18 protein-coding genes are annotated in these 16,417 nt (G+C 63.9%); 7 read left to right on the top strand and 11 right to left on the bottom strand.

Going from position 1 to position 16,417, the window contains the following annotated elements; translation table 11 throughout:
• Positions 1-17: 17 nt before the first annotated feature.
• Positions 18-1,217, bottom strand: a complete 1,200-nt coding sequence (locus tag U5768_RS25610; RefSeq protein ID WP_322033174.1) for an amino acid aminotransferase — start codon at positions 1,215-1,217, stop codon at positions 18-20.
• A 322-nt stretch (positions 1,218-1,539) separates the two neighbouring features.
• On the opposite strand from U5768_RS25610, the gene uvrB reads away from it, so the two are divergent.
• The 6 genes from uvrB to U5768_RS25580 all read left to right on the top strand — a co-directional run bounded on the left by uvrB (position 1,540) and on the right by U5768_RS25580 (position 7,792).
• Positions 1,540-3,621 carry an excinuclease ABC subunit UvrB gene (gene uvrB, locus U5768_RS25605; RefSeq protein ID WP_322033173.1) on the top strand — a complete coding sequence of 694 codons (2,082 nt, stop codon included), beginning with the start codon at positions 1,540-1,542 and terminating at the stop codon, positions 3,619-3,621.
• A gap of 326 nt (positions 3,622-3,947) precedes the next feature.
• Positions 3,948-4,496: an iron transporter gene (locus tag U5768_RS25600; protein ID WP_322033172.1), complete on the top strand. Its 549-nt coding sequence runs from the start codon at positions 3,948-3,950 to the stop codon at positions 4,494-4,496.
• Positions 4,497-4,590: 94 nt separating this feature from the next.
• Positions 4,591-4,944: a cupredoxin domain-containing protein gene (locus U5768_RS25595; protein ID WP_322033171.1), complete on the top strand. Its 354-nt coding sequence runs from the start codon at positions 4,591-4,593 to the stop codon at positions 4,942-4,944.
• A 38-nt stretch (positions 4,945-4,982) separates the two neighbouring features.
• Positions 4,983-5,828: an FTR1 family iron permease gene (locus U5768_RS25590; RefSeq protein ID WP_322033170.1), complete on the top strand. Its 846-nt coding sequence runs from the start codon at positions 4,983-4,985 to the stop codon at positions 5,826-5,828.
• Positions 5,825-7,252 (top strand): 4Fe-4S binding protein, encoded by a 1,428-nt coding sequence (locus U5768_RS25585; RefSeq protein WP_322033169.1) that lies wholly within the window; start codon positions 5,825-5,827, stop codon positions 7,250-7,252. Before U5768_RS25590 ends, U5768_RS25585 begins: the two co-directional genes overlap by 4 nt.
• 132 nt (positions 7,253-7,384) lie before the next feature.
• Positions 7,385-7,792, top strand: a complete 408-nt coding sequence (locus U5768_RS25580; RefSeq protein ID WP_322033168.1) for a heme-binding protein — start codon at positions 7,385-7,387, stop codon at positions 7,790-7,792.
• A gap of 319 nt (positions 7,793-8,111) precedes the next feature.
• Here the strand turns inward: U5768_RS25580 and hemP are convergent, their stop codons facing one another.
• The 4 genes from hemP to U5768_RS25560 form a co-directional block, all read right to left on the bottom strand.
• Complete coding sequence (gene hemP, locus U5768_RS25575) at positions 8,112-8,378, bottom strand: hemin uptake protein HemP (protein ID WP_322033167.1); 267 nt, start codon at positions 8,376-8,378, stop codon at positions 8,112-8,114.
• 175 nt (positions 8,379-8,553) lie between these two features.
• Entirely contained in the window at positions 8,554-9,039 is a 486-nt protein-coding gene (locus U5768_RS25570; RefSeq protein WP_322033166.1) for an SRPBCC family protein, read from the bottom strand.
• A 38-nt stretch (positions 9,040-9,077) separates the two neighbouring features.
• Positions 9,078-9,476: an OsmC family protein gene (locus U5768_RS25565; RefSeq protein ID WP_322033165.1), complete on the bottom strand. Its 399-nt coding sequence runs from the start codon at positions 9,474-9,476 to the stop codon at positions 9,078-9,080.
• 136 nt (positions 9,477-9,612) lie between these two features.
• Positions 9,613-10,494, bottom strand: a complete 882-nt coding sequence (locus tag U5768_RS25560; RefSeq protein ID WP_322033243.1) for a pirin family protein — start codon at positions 10,492-10,494, stop codon at positions 9,613-9,615.
• Positions 10,495-10,615: 121 nt separating this feature from the next.
• Here U5768_RS25560 and U5768_RS25555 point away from each other — a divergent pair, with 121 nt between their 5' ends.
• Positions 10,616-11,656 (top strand): LysR family transcriptional regulator, encoded by a 1,041-nt coding sequence (locus U5768_RS25555; protein WP_322033164.1) that lies wholly within the window; start codon positions 10,616-10,618, stop codon positions 11,654-11,656.
• 388 nt (positions 11,657-12,044) lie between these two features.
• Here the strand turns inward: U5768_RS25555 and U5768_RS25550 are convergent, their stop codons facing one another.
• From U5768_RS25550 to bfr, 6 genes are all read right to left on the bottom strand, one after another.
• Positions 12,045-12,464 (bottom strand): biopolymer transporter ExbD, encoded by a 420-nt coding sequence (locus tag U5768_RS25550; protein ID WP_322033163.1) that lies wholly within the window; start codon positions 12,462-12,464, stop codon positions 12,045-12,047.
• 18 nt (positions 12,465-12,482) lie between these two features.
• Positions 12,483-13,229: a MotA/TolQ/ExbB proton channel family protein gene (locus tag U5768_RS25545; protein WP_322033162.1), complete on the bottom strand. Its 747-nt coding sequence runs from the start codon at positions 13,227-13,229 to the stop codon at positions 12,483-12,485.
• A gap of 47 nt (positions 13,230-13,276) precedes the next feature.
• Positions 13,277-14,008, bottom strand: a complete 732-nt coding sequence (locus U5768_RS25540) for a TonB family protein (RefSeq protein WP_322033161.1) — start codon at positions 14,006-14,008, stop codon at positions 13,277-13,279.
• Between the two features lie 267 nt (positions 14,009-14,275).
• On the bottom strand, positions 14,276-14,530 hold the full coding sequence (locus U5768_RS25535; protein WP_322033160.1) for a bacterioferritin-associated ferredoxin: 255 nt from the start codon (positions 14,528-14,530) through the stop codon (positions 14,276-14,278).
• Between the two features lie 353 nt (positions 14,531-14,883).
• Complete coding sequence (gene murI / locus U5768_RS25530) at positions 14,884-15,738, bottom strand: glutamate racemase (RefSeq protein ID WP_322033159.1); 855 nt, start codon at positions 15,736-15,738, stop codon at positions 14,884-14,886.
• A gap of 43 nt (positions 15,739-15,781) precedes the next feature.
• Complete coding sequence (gene bfr, locus U5768_RS25525; protein WP_322033158.1) at positions 15,782-16,261, bottom strand: bacterioferritin; 480 nt, start codon at positions 16,259-16,261, stop codon at positions 15,782-15,784.
• Between the last annotated feature and the right edge of the window lie 156 nt (positions 16,262-16,417).

Raw genomic sequence — 16,417 nt, 5'->3', positions numbered from 1 at the left:
GGCGCTAATGGACGGCCTTACTTCAGCACTCGCGCGACCGCGCCCGCGACGACGTCGAGGTTGCGCGTATTCAGCGCGGCCACACAGATGCGGCCCGTGCTGACGGCATAGATGCCGAACTCTTCGCGCAGGCGGTCGACCTGCGCAGCCGTCAGGCCCGAGTACGAGAACATGCCGCGCTGCACGTTGATGAAGTTGAAGTCGCGGTCCACGCCGGCAGCCGTGAGGCGCTCGACGAGGCCCGTGCGCATGGCGCGGATGCGGTTGCGCATTTCGCCGAGTTCCGCTTCCCACATGGCGCGCAGGTCGGCCGAGCCGAGCACGGCTGCGACCACCGAGCCGCCGTGCGTCGGCGGGTTGGAGTAGTTCGTGCGGATCACGCGCTTGAGCTGCGAGAGCACGCGCGACGATTCTTCCTTACTGGACGTGAGGATCGACAGCGCGCCCACGCGCTCGCCGTACAGCGAGAACGACTTCGAGAACGACGACGACACGAACACGTTGAGTTCCGAAGCGGCGAACAGACGCACGACTTCGCCGTCTTCCGCGATGCCGTCGCCGAAGCCCTGATACGCGATGTCGAGGAACGGCACGAGGTTGCGCGCCTTCACGACTTCGATGATCTGCTTCCACTGGTCGACCGTGAGGTCCACGCCGGTCGGGTTGTGGCAGCACGCGTGCAGCACGATGACGGTGCCTGCGGCGTAGCCGTTCAGCGCGGTGAGCATGCCTTCGAAGTTCACGCCGTTGGTTTGCGCGTCGTAGTATGGATACGCGACGACTTCAAAACCCGCGCTTTCGAAGAGGGCGCGGTGGTTTTCCCAGCTCGGGTCGCTGATCGCGACCTTGGCGTCCGGATTCACGCGCTTGAGGAAGTCCGCGCCGATCTTGAGCGCGCCCGTGCCGCCCAGCGCCTGCGCCGTGACGACGCGGCCCGCGGCGATCAGCGGCGAGTCGTCGCCGAGCAGCAGTTTTTGCACGGCGGCGTCGTACGCGCCGAGACCTTCGATCGGCAGATAGCCGCGCGGCAGACCGGCTTCCACGCGTGCCTTTTCGGCTTCCCGCACCGCGCGCAGCAGCGGAATCTTGCCTTCTTCGTTGGTGTACACGCCCACGCCGAGGTTCACCTTGGTCGCGCGCGCGTCGGCGTTATAGGCTTCGTTCAGACCCAGGATCGGGTCGCGGGGGGCGAGTTCGACTGCGGAAAAGAGGGACATGATCGTTCGGCAAAAGTGAGGGAAGATCGGTTGGGCCACAAGTTGCGCCGGCCACGGAACTCGCTATTGTAACGAATCCTCCAGCCGGGTTTTCGCGGATTTGCCATTCTCCGCGCCGCTTTCAGGGCTATTTCCGGCTCGATTGGGCGATTTTTGGCACGCGCGACCCTGGCGTTCGCCGCGGCCGCGCCGTGCGGCCCTTGCAGGCGCGCCGTTACGCCCCATGTAGGATTCATCCCACCTCGTCTCGCCCCAGGCTCGCCCATGGGCCGGTTCCGGCGAGACGCTAGAATAGTTGTTTGCTCCGCGCACAGGATCTCCCATGTCCGACCACACCGTCGCCGACGCGAGCGCGCTCGACGAGTCGAAATTCGTCCAGTACGAAGGCTCGCCGTTCCAGCTCTACCAGCCGTATCCGCCGGCCGGCGACCAGCCTACGGCCATCGAAACGCTCGTGGAAGGCGTGGAAGACGGCCTCTCGTTCCAGACGCTGCTCGGCGTGACGGGCTCGGGCAAGACCTACACGATGGCGAACACCATCGCGCGCCTGGGCCGCCCGACTATCGTGTTCGCGCCGAACAAGACGCTCGCCGCGCAGCTTTACGCCGAATTCCGCGAGTTTTTTCCGCGCAACGCCGTCGAGTACTTTGTCTCGTACTACGACTACTACCAGCCGGAAGCCTATGTGCCGCAGCGCGATCTCTTTATCGAGAAGGATTCGTCGATCAACGAGCACATCGAGCAAATGCGGCTTTCGGCCACCAAGAGCCTGATGGAGCGGCGCGACGTGGTGATCGTCGCGACGGTTTCGGCGATCTACGGTATCGGCAATCCGTCCGAGTACCACCAGATGATCCTCACGCTGCGCCACGGCGACCGTATCGGCCAGCGCGACGTCATCGCCCGGCTGATCGCCATGCAATACACGCGTAACGAGCAGGATTTCCAGCGCGGCACGTTCCGCGTGCGCGGCGACACCATCGACATCTTTCCGGCCGAGCACGCCGAAATGGCCGTGCGCGTGGAACTCTTCGACGACGAAGTGGAAACGCTGCAGCTTTTCGATCCGCTCACGGGCCGCGTGCGCCAGAAGATTCCGCGCTTCACGGTCTATCCGTCGTCGCACTACGTCACGCCGCGCGAGACCGTGCTGCGCGCCGTCGAAACCATCAAGTCCGAACTGCGCGAGCGTCTGGAGTTCTTCCATACGGAAGGCAAGCTCGTGGAGGCGCAGCGCCTCGAACAGCGCACGCGTTTCGACCTGGAAATGCTTCAGGAACTGGGCTTCTGCAAGGGCATCGAGAACTACTCGCGGCACTTTTCGGGCGCGCTGCCCGGCGAGCCGCCGCCCACGCTCGTCGATTACCTGCCGACCGACGCCATGATGTTCCTCGACGAATCGCACGTGCTGATCGGCCAGTTCAACGGCATGTACAACGGCGACCGCGCGCGCAAGGAAAATCTCGTCGATTACGGCTTCCGGCTGCCCTCGGCGCTGGACAACCGGCCGCTCAAGTTCAACGAGTTCGAGCGCAAGATGCGCCAGGTGGTGTTCGTCTCGGCCACGCCCGCCGACTACGAAAAGAAGGTGACGGGCCAGATCGCGGAGCAGGTCGTGCGGCCCACGGGACTCGTCGATCCGGTGATCGAGGTGCGCCCCGCATCGACGCAGGTGGACGACGTGCTCGGCGAGATCAACGAGCGCGTGGCCGTGGGCGAGCGCGTGCTCGTCACGACGCTCACCAAGCGCATGGCCGAGCAGCTCACCGAGTTCCTCGCCGACCACGGCGTGAAGGTGCGCTATCTGCATAGCGACATCGACACGGTCGAGCGCGTGGAGATCATCCGCGACCTGCGTCTGGGCACCTTCGACGTGCTGGTGGGCATCAATCTACTGCGCGAGGGTCTCGACATTCCCGAAGTCTCGCTCGTGGCGATTCTCGACGCCGACAAGGAAGGCTTCCTGCGCGCCGAACGCTCGCTCATCCAGACGATCGGCCGCGCCGCGCGTAACGTGAACGGCAAGGCAATCCTCTACGGCGACCGCGTCACCGACTCGATGCGCCGGGCCATCGACGAAACCGAGCGCCGTCGCGCCAGGCAGATGGCCTTTAACGAGGAGCGCGGCATCGTGCCGCGCGGTGTCGTGAAACGCATCAAGGACATCATCGATGGCGTCTACAACGTCGACGAAGCGCGCGCCGAGTTGCGCGAGGAGCAGGAGCGCGCGAAGTTCGAGGACATGAGCGAAAAACAGATCGCCAAGGAAATCAAGAAGCTCGAAAAGCAGATGATGGACTACGCGAAGAACCTCGAATTCGAGAAGGCCGCGCAGACGCGCGACCAGCTTGCCGTGCTGCGCCGGCGCGTGTTCGGGGCGAACGTGGGCGATCATCCGATCTGAGCGGGCCCGAGCGGGTCTGGGCGCCCGTTCCTGGCGGGCCGGGCGCCGTTGCGCGGCACCCGTCATGTCCATGCCTTGTCAAGACCATTCGAATGTCTTTCGCCTGCTTGCGGCCCTGAAGGCGGTTTGCCAGCAGCCGTAAGCGGACGTTAACAAAACATCGCTAAAACCCTGTCGCGGTTAGGATTTCCGCGGCGCCGAATTTGTCCCTCATCTGCATCGGTGTTAAACTTCGCCATTATTGAGAATTGTTCGCATTAGCGTTATTACACGTGCGCGGCGAACGTAGGTCGGATGTAACCCTCATATAAAAACCAGGAGTTTCGATGCGGATTCACTCTCTCTTGCGCGGCACTGCCGTCATCGCGGCCGCCACGGCGGCATTTGCGGCCCAGGCCGCTGAATACCCGATCGGCAAGCAGGCAATCCAGGGCGGCATGGAAATCGGCGCGGTCTATCTGCAGCCGATCACGATGGAGCCGGAAGGCATGATGCGCAAGGCATCGGACTCCGACATTCACCTGGAATCGGACATCCACGCGGTCAAGAACAACCCGACCGGCTTCGCCGAAGGCGACTGGATGCCGTATCTGCAGGTTCGCTACGAACTCACCAAGCCGGGTTCGAGCTACGTGCAAAAGGGCGACCTGATGCCGATGGTTGCGAACGACGGCCCGCACTACGGCGACAACGTGAAGCTCGCCGGTCCCGGCAAGTACCACCTCAAGCTGATCGTCGAAGCGCCGATGCAGACGGGCCACATGGCGTTCGGCCGTCACGTCGACAAGGAAACGGGCGTGGGTCCGTGGTTCAAGCCGATCACGCTGGAATACGATTTCCCGTTTGCGGGCATCGGCAAGAAGGGCGGTTACTAAGTCGCCACTAAGTCGTTCCCCGGAAGCGCAAAGCGGCGGCGCCCATCTCGTGCAGCGCCGCCGCATGAATGGCAGCAAGGAGCAGGTAAAACCCATGACTGGATTGCGGAAGTTTGCGGCGCTCGCGCTCAGCGCGTCTTTTGCAGTGTCGCTGGCGGGCGGGGCAACGGTGGCGCACGCCGAAGACCTGCCGACGTTCAAGCTCGAAATGAACGACGGCAAGCTCAACCCCGCGCGTATCGAGGTGCCGGCGGGCAAGCGCATCAAGATCGAGGTGCGTAATGCGGGCAAGGGCGCGGCCGAGTTCGAAAGCGTTCAGTTGCGCAAGGAGAAGGTGCTGGCGCCGGGCGCGGATTCGTTCGTTGTGATCGCGCCGCTCGATCCGGGCGAGTACAAGTTTTTCGACGATTTCCATCAGCAGGCGCAGGGCGTGATTGTCGCGAAGTAAGGCCGCTGGCGCGTGTCGCCGGTAGCAGGAGGTGTTGAATGGGTCAGGTGATGTTCATCGTATGGCGGGAGAGCGTCGAGGCGCTGCTCGTCGTCGGGATTCTTTATGCGTGGCTGAAAAACGGCGACGCGGACGCGCGGCGCGGCGTGCCGTACCTGTGGGGCGGCGTGGCGCTCGGCATTCTTGCCGCGATCGCGCTCGGCGCGGCGCTGGTCGGCTTTACCGAAGTGCTGTCGGGCGACGCGCAGGATTATTTCCAGACCGGCATGGTGCTGGTGGCGTGCGTGCTGATCGTGCAGATGGTGCTATGGATGAAGAAACACGGCCGCACGCTCAAGCGCGAGATGGAAGAGTCGCTGGAAAAGAGCACGCGCGACGCGAACTGGTGGGGCGTGACGATCCTCGTCGCGCTCGCCATCGCGCGTGAGGGCAGCGAGACCGTGATCTTTCTCTACGGTCTCGGCTTCGGCCAGTCGGGCCACGTGGATGCGAGCCAGTACCTCGCCGTGCTGATCGGCCTCGCGCTCGCATTCCTCACGTTCTACCTGCTGCAACTGGGCGGCAAGATCTTCTCGTGGCGGCACTTCTTCCGCATCACCGAGATCATGCTGCTGTTCCTCGGCGCGGGCCTGTTCCAGACCGGCGTGGACAAGCTGATCGACAAGGAAATCCTGCCGACGATGATCGACCAGGTATGGAACTCCTCGGCGATCCTCGACGATTCGAGCACCTTCGGCGCGCTCGTCGCGACGCTCACGGGCTACCGCGCGCATCCGGCGCTCATGAACCTGGTCGCCTATGCCGCGTACTGGCTCGTGGTGTGGTTCCTCGTGAAGCGCGCCACCGGCGGCGCGGGCGCGATGGCGAAGAGGAAGGCAGCATGAGTTGTGCATCCGCCCGCCCGACGCAGGCAACCGGGCGCCCTGGCAAGCTCGCCCAGGCGGGCCAGTGGATGCAACGTCACGGCGCGGCGATCCGCGCCGTGCAGTGGGTCGTGGTCGCCGTCTACGCATTCCTGATTCTCGTGCCGGCGGCAATGCCGCTGCCCGGCGACACGGCGCACCTCTGGAACAATCTCACGCTCGCGGCGCAGTTCGTGTTCTGGGGCATCTGGTGGCCGTTCGTACTGCTATCGATGGTGATGCTCGGCCGCGTGTGGTGCGGGGTGCTGTGCCCCGAAGGCGCGCTCACGGAGTTCGCCAGCAAGTTCGGCCGCGGCCGCGCGATTCCGCGCTGGATGCGATGGGGCGGCTGGCCTTTCGTGGCATTCGGCCTCACCACGATCTACGGACAGATGGTGAGCGTCTACCAGTACCCCAAGGCGGTGCTGCTGGTGCTGGGCGGATCGACGCTCGGCGCGATGGTGATCGGCTTTCTGTACGGGCGCGAGAAGCGCGTCTGGTGCAAGTATCTCTGCCCCGTGAACGGGGTTTTTGCGCTTCTGGCGCGTCTCGCGCCGTTCCGCTACAAGGTCGACGAAGACGCGTGGCGCAACTCGTATACGCACGGCGAGCATGGCGGCCATCGCGTGATTCCCGTGAACTGCGCGCCGCTCGTGCCGCTGCGCAACATGAAGGGCGCCGCGCAGTGCCATATGTGCGGACGCTGCAGCGGCCATCGCGACGCCATTGCGCTCTCGTGGCGCTCGCCCGCGGAAGAAGTGGTCGAACTCGGCGACAGCCAGGCAAGCGCGTGGGACACCGCGCTGATTCTCTACGGGCTGCTGGGCGTCGCGATCGGCGCGTTCCACTGGACGGGCTCGCCGTGGTTCATCGGCATCAAACAGTGGCTCGCGGGCTGGCTCATCGACCACGACATCACCTGGCCGCTCGACACCAACGCGCCGTGGTTCCTGCTCACGCATTATCCGGCGCAGAACGACGTGTTTTCGTGGCTCGACGGCGCGATGATCGTCGGCTACATCGTCGCGACGGCGCTCGTCTACGGCACCGCGCTGCTTGCGATTCTCGCGGGCTCGACTGCAGTGCTCGGGCGCTTCGAGATGCGGCGTCTGCATCATTTCGCGCAGTCGCTGATTCCGCTCGCGGGCGCGGGCGTGTTCCTCGGCCTCTCGGCCACGACGCTTTCGCTGCTGCGCGCCGAGCACGTGCCGCTCGACTGGGCCGCGGCGGTGCGCATTGCGATTCTCGTCGTCACGAACCTGTGGAGCGCGTGGCTCGCGTGGCGCGTGACGGGCCGCTACAGCGCGCGCTTCTGGCAGCGCGCGCTCGCGCTCGCGGGCTTCGGGCTTGCACTCGCCGTGGTGGACAGCGCGTGGTGGCTCATGTTCTGGGGCTGGGTGCGCTGAGACGGTTTTTCATCTGCCGCTGATATAGGCGGCATACGCGGCATCGGAATGCTGTGGCGCGAGTCTGGGTTACTCTAAAAAACCGGATTGGCTATCTGGCCAAGCCCGGTTTTTGACTTTTCGGAGAGACGCATGCGAACGCGAGCAGTACTGACCGATGAAGACGTGATCCGGGTGGCCGAAGCCGCCGTTGCGCACGCCCGCGCCAATGAATGGAACGTGACGATCGCGATCGTCGACGATGGGGGCCATCTGCTGCACCTGCGCCGGCTCGATGGCGCTGCGCCCATCAGCGCCGAAATCGCCGTGGCCAAGGCCCGCACCGCGTCGTTGGGACGGCGCGAAAGCAAGGTCTACGAGGACGTCATCAAGCAGGGCCGCACGGCGTTCCTGAGCGCGCCGCTCACCGGCATGCTGGAAGGCGGCGTACCCGTGATCGTGAAGGGCGACGTAATTGGCGCGGTAGGGGTGTCGGGCGTGAAGTCCGATCAGGATGCCGCTATTGGCCGTGCTGGCATTGCGGCGCTTGGGGTGGCATAGGCGCGCTTGGCGGCATTGGAAAAACAAAAGCCGCGGACGCAGGCCGCGGCTTTTGTATCGGGCGGCGCACGCTTCGCGCGCCGCCCCGTGCTTTGCATGGGACCGGAGTAAGCGCTGAAGCGCTAACTCCGGATCGACACACATACAGTGGTGAGAACCAAAAAAATGGCGTGGCTTGCTTCGACGGCTGGCTTGAAGCTTGAAGGATGTCTGCACGAAGGGGTCTAGATCTCGCGTGCAAGCCGTCGTTGCTGGCTAATGCCCCAACGCCTCTCGGTGGAGGCGGTCCCCACAATACCCGGTTGAAATCTCTCAGTTCCTACTTCGTCAGGATCAGCTTGCCGAGCCGGGTGGCCCGCAACTGATACGTCTCGCCGTTGTGCATGATGCTCACATGACTGCGGCCTTGCAGCAGCGCCGCGCTATCGAGTTTCCGCTCGTCGCTTGCCGCGGCGCCAGCCGGTTCGGCGCTCTTGCGCGGCTTGGGCTGCGCAATGACGGCGGCAGGGTTCGGCCGCGCGCCGGTCAATGCCGAGCCGCCGGTTCGGCGCAAGCTTAGCGTGGAGGTGCGGTTCAGTTCGGTCATGAACGTGACGTCTTGGTCTCGATTCGATGGAAGAATTCTAAATGATAATCGTTTCTATTTTCAACTACGAACTATTCATCGAAATCGAGCGCCGATAGTCTCGGCCGGGCGGCGCGCCGCGGTACGACCGGAGTTTGCCGTGCCGCGCCAGGCGGCTGGCAAACGTCGGCGGACTTCAGTGCAGCGCGTTCGGCGCGCGGCCGTCGCCCTGCACGAACTGGCGGATGAGACGCACGGTGTCGATATCCGATTCGCGATACGCCGACTTCACGATCTCCGAAGTCTGGCGATCGTCCTCGGTATCGGCGGTCGGCAGCGTCGTACGGTACTCGAAGCGCAGGAAAAGCTGCAGCGGATCGGGCTGCTCGATCGTCATCGTGAGCGAGCCGCCCACGTATTCTGCGGTGGCCATGATGTCGTAGCGCACGCTCTCGTTGGTCGTGAGCGTGACGCTGTCTCGCACCGTGGCGTGGCCATAATGCAGTTCGCGCTCCATCGTGCTTTCGGTGCGCGAGAGGATCGTGCAGCTATCGAGCCCGATCACGAAAAGCTGCGGCTGCTCGGCGCGCAGCACCAGCCCTTCCCAGAGCTGCTCGCGCGTCATGGCTTCCACGAGCGGGTTCAGCGGATCGTTGATCTGGATGAGGTGTTCGAAATTCAAGGCGGCGCCTTCCTGTGTCTGTGTCCGTGCGCCGCCGCTTACGCGACGGCGAGACCCGAGCGGATCGTGATCGTGTTCGTGAGGACCTTGTGGACCGGGCACGCGTTGGCGATCTGCAGCAGGCGCTCGCGCTGCTCTTCGGTGAGCGGGCCTTCGAGCACGATCTGGCGGTCGATCTTCGTGCCTTCGCTGCCGGTTTCCATCGTGAGCTTCACGCGTACGCCTTCGAGCGGCCACTCCTTGCGCTGCGCGTACATCTTCAGCGTGATGGAGGTGCAGGCGCCAAGGCTCGAGAGCAAAAGCGAGAAGGGCGACGGTCCGCGGTCGCCGCCGCCGAGCGAGGCGGGTTCGTCCGCGATCCAGGTGTGGGTGCCGTCGTCGAACTGGACCTGATAGTTCGTCGAGCCAATGTGTGCGGTGACTGCGGGTTCGGCCATGCGCTCCTCGCGGGCGGGACGGTTAAAGAGGGACGGGCGCCCACCCTGCGGTGCGCGCCCCGGAAACCTTATTGTGACGGAAAGCGGGCGGCCCTGTGGCGTTGCATCGGAACCCGCGTCACGGCCCGCCTCGGCGTCAGTGTGCGATGCGTCCCATCCGTCCGGCCTGATAGTCGAGCACGGCCTGGCGGATCTCCTGCTCCGTGTTCATCACGAAGGGGCCGTAGCGCACGACCGGCTCGTTCAGCGGCACGCCGCCGATCAGCAGCACGTCGAGCGGCGCGCTCGCGTCGGCCGGGGCCGCAAGCGTGACGGTGTCGCCGTCGTTCGCGAACGTCACCATCTGCTGCGCTTCGATGGCCTGCGCTTCGGGGCCGTAAAGGCCCGTGCCCGAAAGCCCATACGCAAACACGCGATATTCGCTCGGCACCGGCTGGTCCACGCGCGCGCCAGGCGCGAGCGTGAAGTGCTGATAGAGGATGGGCGTGCGCGTTTCGATCGCGGCCTTCGCGCCCAGCGCCTCGCCGGCGATCACCTTCACCGAAACCTTGCCGTCCTTCGAGCGCCCCACCGGAATCTGCTCCGTGGGCAGTTCCTGATAACGCGGCGCCATCATCTTGTCGCGCGCGGGCAGGTTCACCCACAACTGCAGGCCATGCATGCGGCCGCCCGTGCGCGTGAATTCGGGGTCGGGCATTTCGCTATGAATCACGCCCGCGCCGGCTGTCATCCATTGCACGTCGCCGGGGCGAAGCAGCCCCGAGTGGCCCGCCGAGTCCTTGTGGCCGAAGCGGCCTTCGACCATATAGGTGACGGTTTCGAAGCCGCGATGCGGGTGGTCGGGCGCGCCTTTGGCCTCGCCGGGCGCGTAGTCGGTCGGGCCCATTTCGTCGAGCAGCAGGAACGGATCGAAGTCCATCAACTGGCGGGTCGGGAACGGCCGATGGACGATGAATCCGCCACCCTCGGTGGTGCGAACCGCGGGATACACGCGCTCGATCTTACGGGTCGTGGTCAGGGATATCACCTCCAATTATGGGAATTGCGTTATTTGCGAAACAAACCGCTATTATAGGTAGCCAATTTGGCCTGTTTTACGGCCTCATCGCAATGGATTGTCCCATCGCTGGAACGACGACATGAAGATCGATTCGCACAACCTCAACGACCTGATGTACTTTTCGCAGGTGATCGAGCATGGCGGCTTTTCCGCTGCGGAACGTGTGCTCGGCATCTCGAAGTCGCGTCTGTCGCGGCGGGTGAGCGAACTCGAGGCGTCGCTGGGCGTGCGTCTGTTGCAGCGTTCCACGCGCAAGCTCGCGCTCACCGAAGCGGGCGAACTGTTCTACGAGCACTGCCGCGCGATGCTCGCCGAAGCGCAGGCGGCGGTGAACGTCGTTCAGTCGCTGCGCTCGTCGCCGCGCGGCACCGTGCGCGTGAGCGTGCCCGTCACGCTTTCGCAGACCATCTTTTCGCAGATCATTCCTGAATTCATGCATCGCTATCCCGAAGTGCGGGTGGTGATGCGCGTGACGAACCGCGTGATCGATCTATTCGAAGATTCCGTGGATATCGCGCTGCGCGTGCGCTCGGAGCCGCCGCAGAACGCCAATATCGTGGTGCGTCCGTTGTGGCGCACCGAGCAGATGCTGGTGGGCGCGCCGAGCCTGCTCTCGCAAAACGCGCCGCCGCTCACGCCCGACGATCTCGCGCGTTTCGAAACGCTCGACACGCCTACGGGGGATGGACGCCACGTGTTCCAGCTCATCGCGCCCGATGGCACGCGTCATTCGCACGAGCACGAGCCGCGCCTCATCACGGCGGACCTCACCACGATCCGCGAAGCCGCGCTGCAAGGTCTCGGCATCGCCGCAATGCCGGAGATGATGTACGGCGCCGCGCTGCGCACGGGCAAACTTTCGCCGGTGATGCCGGGCTGGACGTTGCCGGTGCCGCAGCTCTACGCGGTTTTTCTCTCGCGCCAGGGCATGGTTCCGGCTGTACGCGCCTTCGTCGATTACCTCGTGGAAGTGCTCGATGCCGATAAGGGCTTGCAGCAGGAGTGCCCGCTAAGAAGCGACATCGCCGCGCTCGCGATGCATGGGGACGGGCAGGGCGCGCCGCGCGCGCAGGTTGGGCCGTCACGCACGAACCGCGCGAGCAGGATCGAAACGGCATGAAGCTTTGCGAACGTGAACGACGCCGTTTGTTTTTAGGCATTCAAGCAAGCCCACCCATCGCTACTTTCAATGGCCTGACTCTTGAACGCGCGCAGCGAGAGGAATATATTGAAATCCTTCTCGCCAAGCACCGGTCTTGAGCGGGAATTGATGGCCGCTATCATAGTGGGCCTTCAGGGCCGAAAGCGCAGTCCGTGTTGCCCACGGCAGTCGCATGTGCCGGTGTGAACCGATCGATAGTCGGGGAGTCGCCGCCACCGCCCGAATGCGCCGCGTGCGCACAAAAAAAGGCCTTCATCCGACGATGAAGGCCTTTTACTTTGTACGACTGAATTAAGCGTGTTGCGCGCAGTGATGCACGCAACGACCCATGCACGCAACGCCCCGCTCAGTGATGTGCCGGATCGGTCACGAAGCCGAGCTTCGTGAGACCGCCGCTTTGCGCGGCGGACATCACCTGTGCAACGCGTTCGTATTGCACCGTGCGGTCCGCGTTCAGATGCAGTTCCGGCTGCGGCGTGGTTTGCGCCGCGGCTGCGATCTTCTGGTTCAACGCCGCGTCGTCTACCTTCGTGCCGTCCCACAGCACCGTGCCGTCCGCTTCGATCGAAATGTTGATCTGCGCGGGTTTCGTGTCTTCCTTCTGGCTGCTCGCGTGCGGCAGGTCGATCTTCACGGCGTGACGGATCACGGGAATCGTCACCATGAAAACGATCAGGAGAACCAACATGACGTCGACGAGCGGCGTCATGTTGATTTCGTTCATCAGGCCATCGTCGTCGTCGCTGGCAAAGGGGCTCATCGCCATGATGCTTGCCTCCGCTCGTTAATGGCTGCGCGCAGCGACACGCAGGTTGCTCGCGTTGCCTTCCTTCGCGTGGCCGCGGCCCGTCGAGGAAAGGCGCGCGCCCGTCACGAAGAACGCGTGCAGGCCGTGCGCGAAGCGGTTGAGCTTCGTGACGATCGCCTTGTTGGCGCGCGTGAGGGCGTTGTAGCCGAGCACGGCGGGAATCGCGACGAACAGGCCGAACGCGGTCATGATGAGCGCTTCGCCAACGGGGCCGGCCACGGCGTCGATCGAGGTTTGACCCGTCGCGCCAATCGTAAGCAGTGCGTGATAGATGCCCCACACCGTGCCGAACAGGCCGACGAACGGCGCCGTGCTGCCGATCGAAGCGAGGATGGCGAGGCCGCTTTGCATCTTCGCGACGGATTCGTCCATCGTGTCCTTCAGGCAGCGCGTGACCCAGTCCGACACGTCCATGCGGTCGTGCAGATGCGGCTGCGTCTGGTGATGATGATCGGCGGCTTCCTGGCCCGAGAGCGCGAGGGCGAGGAACGGGTTGTCTTCGCGCGAGCCGCTGCCGAGCTTCTTCACGCCGTCGGCGAGATCGTCCGAGTGCCAGAACTGCTGCTCGGCGTTCTTCGTGAGACGCTTCAGGCGCGCGACGTTCCAGCCCTTCACGACGATCACGCACCACGACAGCACCGACATGATCAATAGCGCGAGCGCGATGCCGCGCGTCACGAAATCCCCTTGTGCCCAGACGTGGGCGATACCGTAGTTCTGCATTCCTGGTCCTCTATATTCAATTCATGAAAGCGCGTGAGTTCAGCCGGTCAATTGTCCAGGCTGAAATCGAATGGTGCGTTGGCGGCAGCGCGAACTGGCTGGCCATCTTCCCGATAGGGCGTGCAGTTGCCTTCGCGGGCGGCGGCGAGCGCGGCGTCGTCGAGGCGGCTGTAGCCGGTGCTCTTCGTCAGCGTCGCGCTCTCGATCTTGCCGGAGATTCCGACGACGATATGCACGAGTGCGCTGCCAGTTTCGCCGCGGCGCCGTGACAGCGCGGGGTAAGCGGGTGTATCAATGTGGCAGTCGATATGCGAAACGTTCTTCGGCGCCGAAATCGCCATCGTCGGCTTGCCTTGCGCGGGTGCGGCAGCCGGTGCGGGCGCGGGCGGCGTCGGAGCCGGCGGCGTGGGGGCGGCGGGCGCTGGCGTGTCGACCACGTGCTGCGAGGGCGCGTCTGCCACGGGTAGCGGGGTCGGCGTGGGCTTTGGCCTAGGCTGTACCTTCGGCTTTTCGCGCGTCACGTGCGGAACGGGCTTAGGCAGAGGTGGCGTGGGCGTGGACTGAATCGCGACCGGCACGGCAATGGGATCGGGTTTGAGCAGTTCGGCCGTGATCGTCGGCGATTGAATCGCCACGGTGCGCGGTTCGCGCTTCATCAGCACGACGGCGATGAGCGCGGCATGCAGCGCGACCACGATCGCGCTCGCGGTGACAATGCGGCGATTGACGCGAACGGAGGAAGACGGGAGCGTGCCAGCGGTGGTTTGGAAAGCCTGCATGTTTAACGTGGCTGCCATGCGGACGGCGGCGTGCAGGTGAACTGGCGCGTCGGGTCGGGCAGCTTTATTTGCGAAAGATCAACAGCGAGATGCACAACGTCGTTACGAATCCGATCAGCAATTCCATCACGGCCTCCTTTGAGGATCACGAGCGGTAGCTGGCTGGTCGGGAGACGGGCTTGCTGTCGGCAGCGGTTTGACGTCCGCGTTCGGTCAGGCGGGCGGACAGGACGGGCGCGCACCGGTGACCGGATGCGCGTCATGGCGTCAGGCAGCCTTGCGCTCGTAAAACGTGAGCGGAACCGCATGGGGGACCACGGCGGGGTGCGCCGGATGCGTGACCCCGCAGCGGCTCGCGCAGGCACCGCTTTGCGCCATCACGTCGCGAACGGATTCTTCGCACTTGCCGCAGCAGGTCGCGACGCCAAGCTCGAACTGCAGCTCGTCGAAAGAATCCATGCCATCCTCGATGGAGGCGCGGATCGTCCGGTCGGAGACGGATTTGCAAACGCAGACAATCATGATGGACCGCAATAGAGAGAGTTAATGCGAATTATTATCATTATGTTTGATGGGTTTGGCAAGCGCGCACACGGTTTTTTTGTAACAAAACCGGATGGTTAGCAGGGCTTTTGCTTTGCGTCAGAAAAGGACGAAAGCGGTGGGATGCCCGGGAAGGGGTTTGGCCGGGCTGTCAGGACCAGTACTGTTCTTCGGGCTACACATACTCGCGCAAGCTCGCGGGCGGCCTCTCAGGCAAGACCAGGCGGCGGAAAAAGATGGAGCGAGGGGCGAAAAAACGGGGTTGAAACACTAAGACGCCAGGGAACCGCCATTCGCACTGCCGGAATCGCGCGGCGCGTGGCGTCCTCGCGTCAGGCCGCGTTCGTTTCCAGTTCCCGCGTGCGGCGCGATGGAATGACCACACGCTCCACATCGGCGTCGAGACCCAGCAGCGCGGCCGCCAGTTCGCGCAAATGCGCGCCGTCGCTCGTCGAGCAGAAGCGAACGTCGTCGGCGCCCGCGGGCTCGCCGCTCGCGCGCAGGCCGTGCTGGTCGAGCACGCGTTCGAGCTGCCGGGCGATGGCGACGCTCGTATCGACGAGCGTCATGCGCTCGCCGACGATCGAGCGGATCGCGGTGTCGAGAAACGGGTAGTGCGTGCAGCCGAGCACGAGCGTGTCGGCGCCCGCATCGAGCATGGGCTCGACGTACGCGCGCAGCAGCGCGAGCAGCTCGGCCGACCCGATGTCGCAGCGCTCCACGGCCTCCACAAGGCCATGCCCCGGCTGGCACAACACGCGCAGGTCGGTTGCGTGGCGCTCCACGAGCCCCTGAAAGCGCGCGCTGCGCAACGTGACCTGAGTGGCGAGCACGCCCGCCACACGCGATTTCGAAACCAGCGCCGCCGGCTTGATGCCCGGCTCCACGCCAATGAGCGGAATGGAGAGCCGCTCGCGCACAAGCGCGATGGACTGCGCCGTGGCCGTGTTGCAGGCCACCACCAGCGCCTTCGCGCCCTGCGCGACGAGCCATTCGCAAATCGCGAGCGTGCGGTCGGCGATGAAGTCGTCGTCGCGCTGGCCGTAGGGCGCATAGCGCGAGTCGGCGACATACATGATCCGCTCGGCGGGCAGCAGCGCGCGCACGGCGCGCAGCACCGAAAGGCCGCCGAGACCGGAGTCGAAAATGCCGACGGGCGCAGCGCGGGAAGAGGCCGGTAGGTTCACGGAGAGGGGCGCGAAAGCGGTAGGCGCAAAAGCGAAAGTGCGATCAGGATTCTACCGAACCCATGGCCGATTGCTGGTAATTCTGGATGCCGATCTTGTCGATCAGGTCGAGCTGCGTTTCGAGCCAGTCGATGTGTTCTTCGGTGTCGTCGAGAATCTTCACGAAGATTTCGCGCGAAATGAAATCACGTACCGATTCGCAATACGCAATGGCTTCTTTGCAGGTGGACTGCGAAATCTGCTCGAGCTTCAAATCGCACTCGATGATTTCCTTCGTTTCCTCGCCGATCAGCAGCTTGTGCAGGTCTTGCAGGTTCGGCAGACCGTCGAGCATGAAAATGCGTTCGATGAGCCAGTCGGCATGCTTCATTTCGCCGATCGATTCGTCGTATTCGTGCTTGCCGAGTTTCTCGAGGCCCCAATGGCGGTACATGCGCGCATGCAGGAAATACTGGTTGATTGCCGTCAGCTCGTTCTTGAGCTGCGCGTTCAGATATTCGATGACTTTCTTGTCGCCTTGCATAGTCTTTCCTTTCTTTGTGGGGCGGTGACTGGTTTCCAACAATAAACGCTCATTACACAAAAGCCAAGGCCGAATCCACGTTAAAGCGCGGTAGTTATCGGCGATTGATTCAGTGCTGAGAATTAATCTCAGTACGCTTTGCGTGGTGCAAAAAAA

Source organism: Paraburkholderia sp. J76 (assembly GCF_905220295.1).
In the GTDB taxonomy this organism is placed as follows: Bacteria; Pseudomonadota; Gammaproteobacteria; order Burkholderiales; family Burkholderiaceae; genus Paraburkholderia.
Note: the sequence above shows the minus strand (reverse complement) of the source record. Positions and strands in the feature narration are given on the sequence as shown.

Coding starts and splice junctions, on each gene's coding strand:
- U5768_RS25545 (WP_322033162.1), bottom strand. CDS start 13,229: ATGCAGAACTACGGTATCGCCCACGTCTGGGCACAAGGGGATTTCGTG.
- U5768_RS25595 (WP_322033171.1), top strand. CDS start 4,591: ATGACTGGATTGCGGAAGTTTGCGGCGCTCGCGCTCAGCGCGTCTTTT.
- hemP (WP_322033167.1), bottom strand. CDS start 8,378: ATGACCGAACTGAACCGCACCTCCACGCTAAGCTTGCGCCGAACCGGC.
- U5768_RS25580 (WP_322033168.1), top strand. CDS start 7,385: ATGCGAACGCGAGCAGTACTGACCGATGAAGACGTGATCCGGGTGGCC.
- U5768_RS25565 (WP_322033165.1), bottom strand. CDS start 9,476: ATGGCCGAACCCGCAGTCACCGCACACATTGGCTCGACGAACTATCAG.
- U5768_RS25600 (WP_322033172.1), top strand. CDS start 3,948: ATGCGGATTCACTCTCTCTTGCGCGGCACTGCCGTCATCGCGGCCGCC.
- U5768_RS25610 (WP_322033174.1), bottom strand. CDS start 1,217: ATGTCCCTCTTTTCCGCAGTCGAACTCGCCCCCCGCGACCCGATCCTG.
- U5768_RS25590 (WP_322033170.1), top strand. CDS start 4,983: ATGGGTCAGGTGATGTTCATCGTATGGCGGGAGAGCGTCGAGGCGCTG.
- U5768_RS25540 (WP_322033161.1), bottom strand. CDS start 14,008: ATGCAGGCTTTCCAAACCACCGCTGGCACGCTCCCGTCTTCCTCCGTT.
- U5768_RS25585 (WP_322033169.1), top strand. CDS start 5,825: ATGAGTTGTGCATCCGCCCGCCCGACGCAGGCAACCGGGCGCCCTGGC.
- U5768_RS25550 (WP_322033163.1), bottom strand. CDS start 12,464: ATGGCGATGAGCCCCTTTGCCAGCGACGACGACGATGGCCTGATGAAC.
- bfr (WP_322033158.1), bottom strand. CDS start 16,261: ATGCAAGGCGACAAGAAAGTCATCGAATATCTGAACGCGCAGCTCAAG.
- uvrB (WP_322033173.1), top strand. CDS start 1,540: ATGTCCGACCACACCGTCGCCGACGCGAGCGCGCTCGACGAGTCGAAA.
- U5768_RS25555 (WP_322033164.1), top strand. CDS start 10,616: ATGAAGATCGATTCGCACAACCTCAACGACCTGATGTACTTTTCGCAG.
- U5768_RS25535 (WP_322033160.1), bottom strand. CDS start 14,530: ATGATTGTCTGCGTTTGCAAATCCGTCTCCGACCGGACGATCCGCGCC.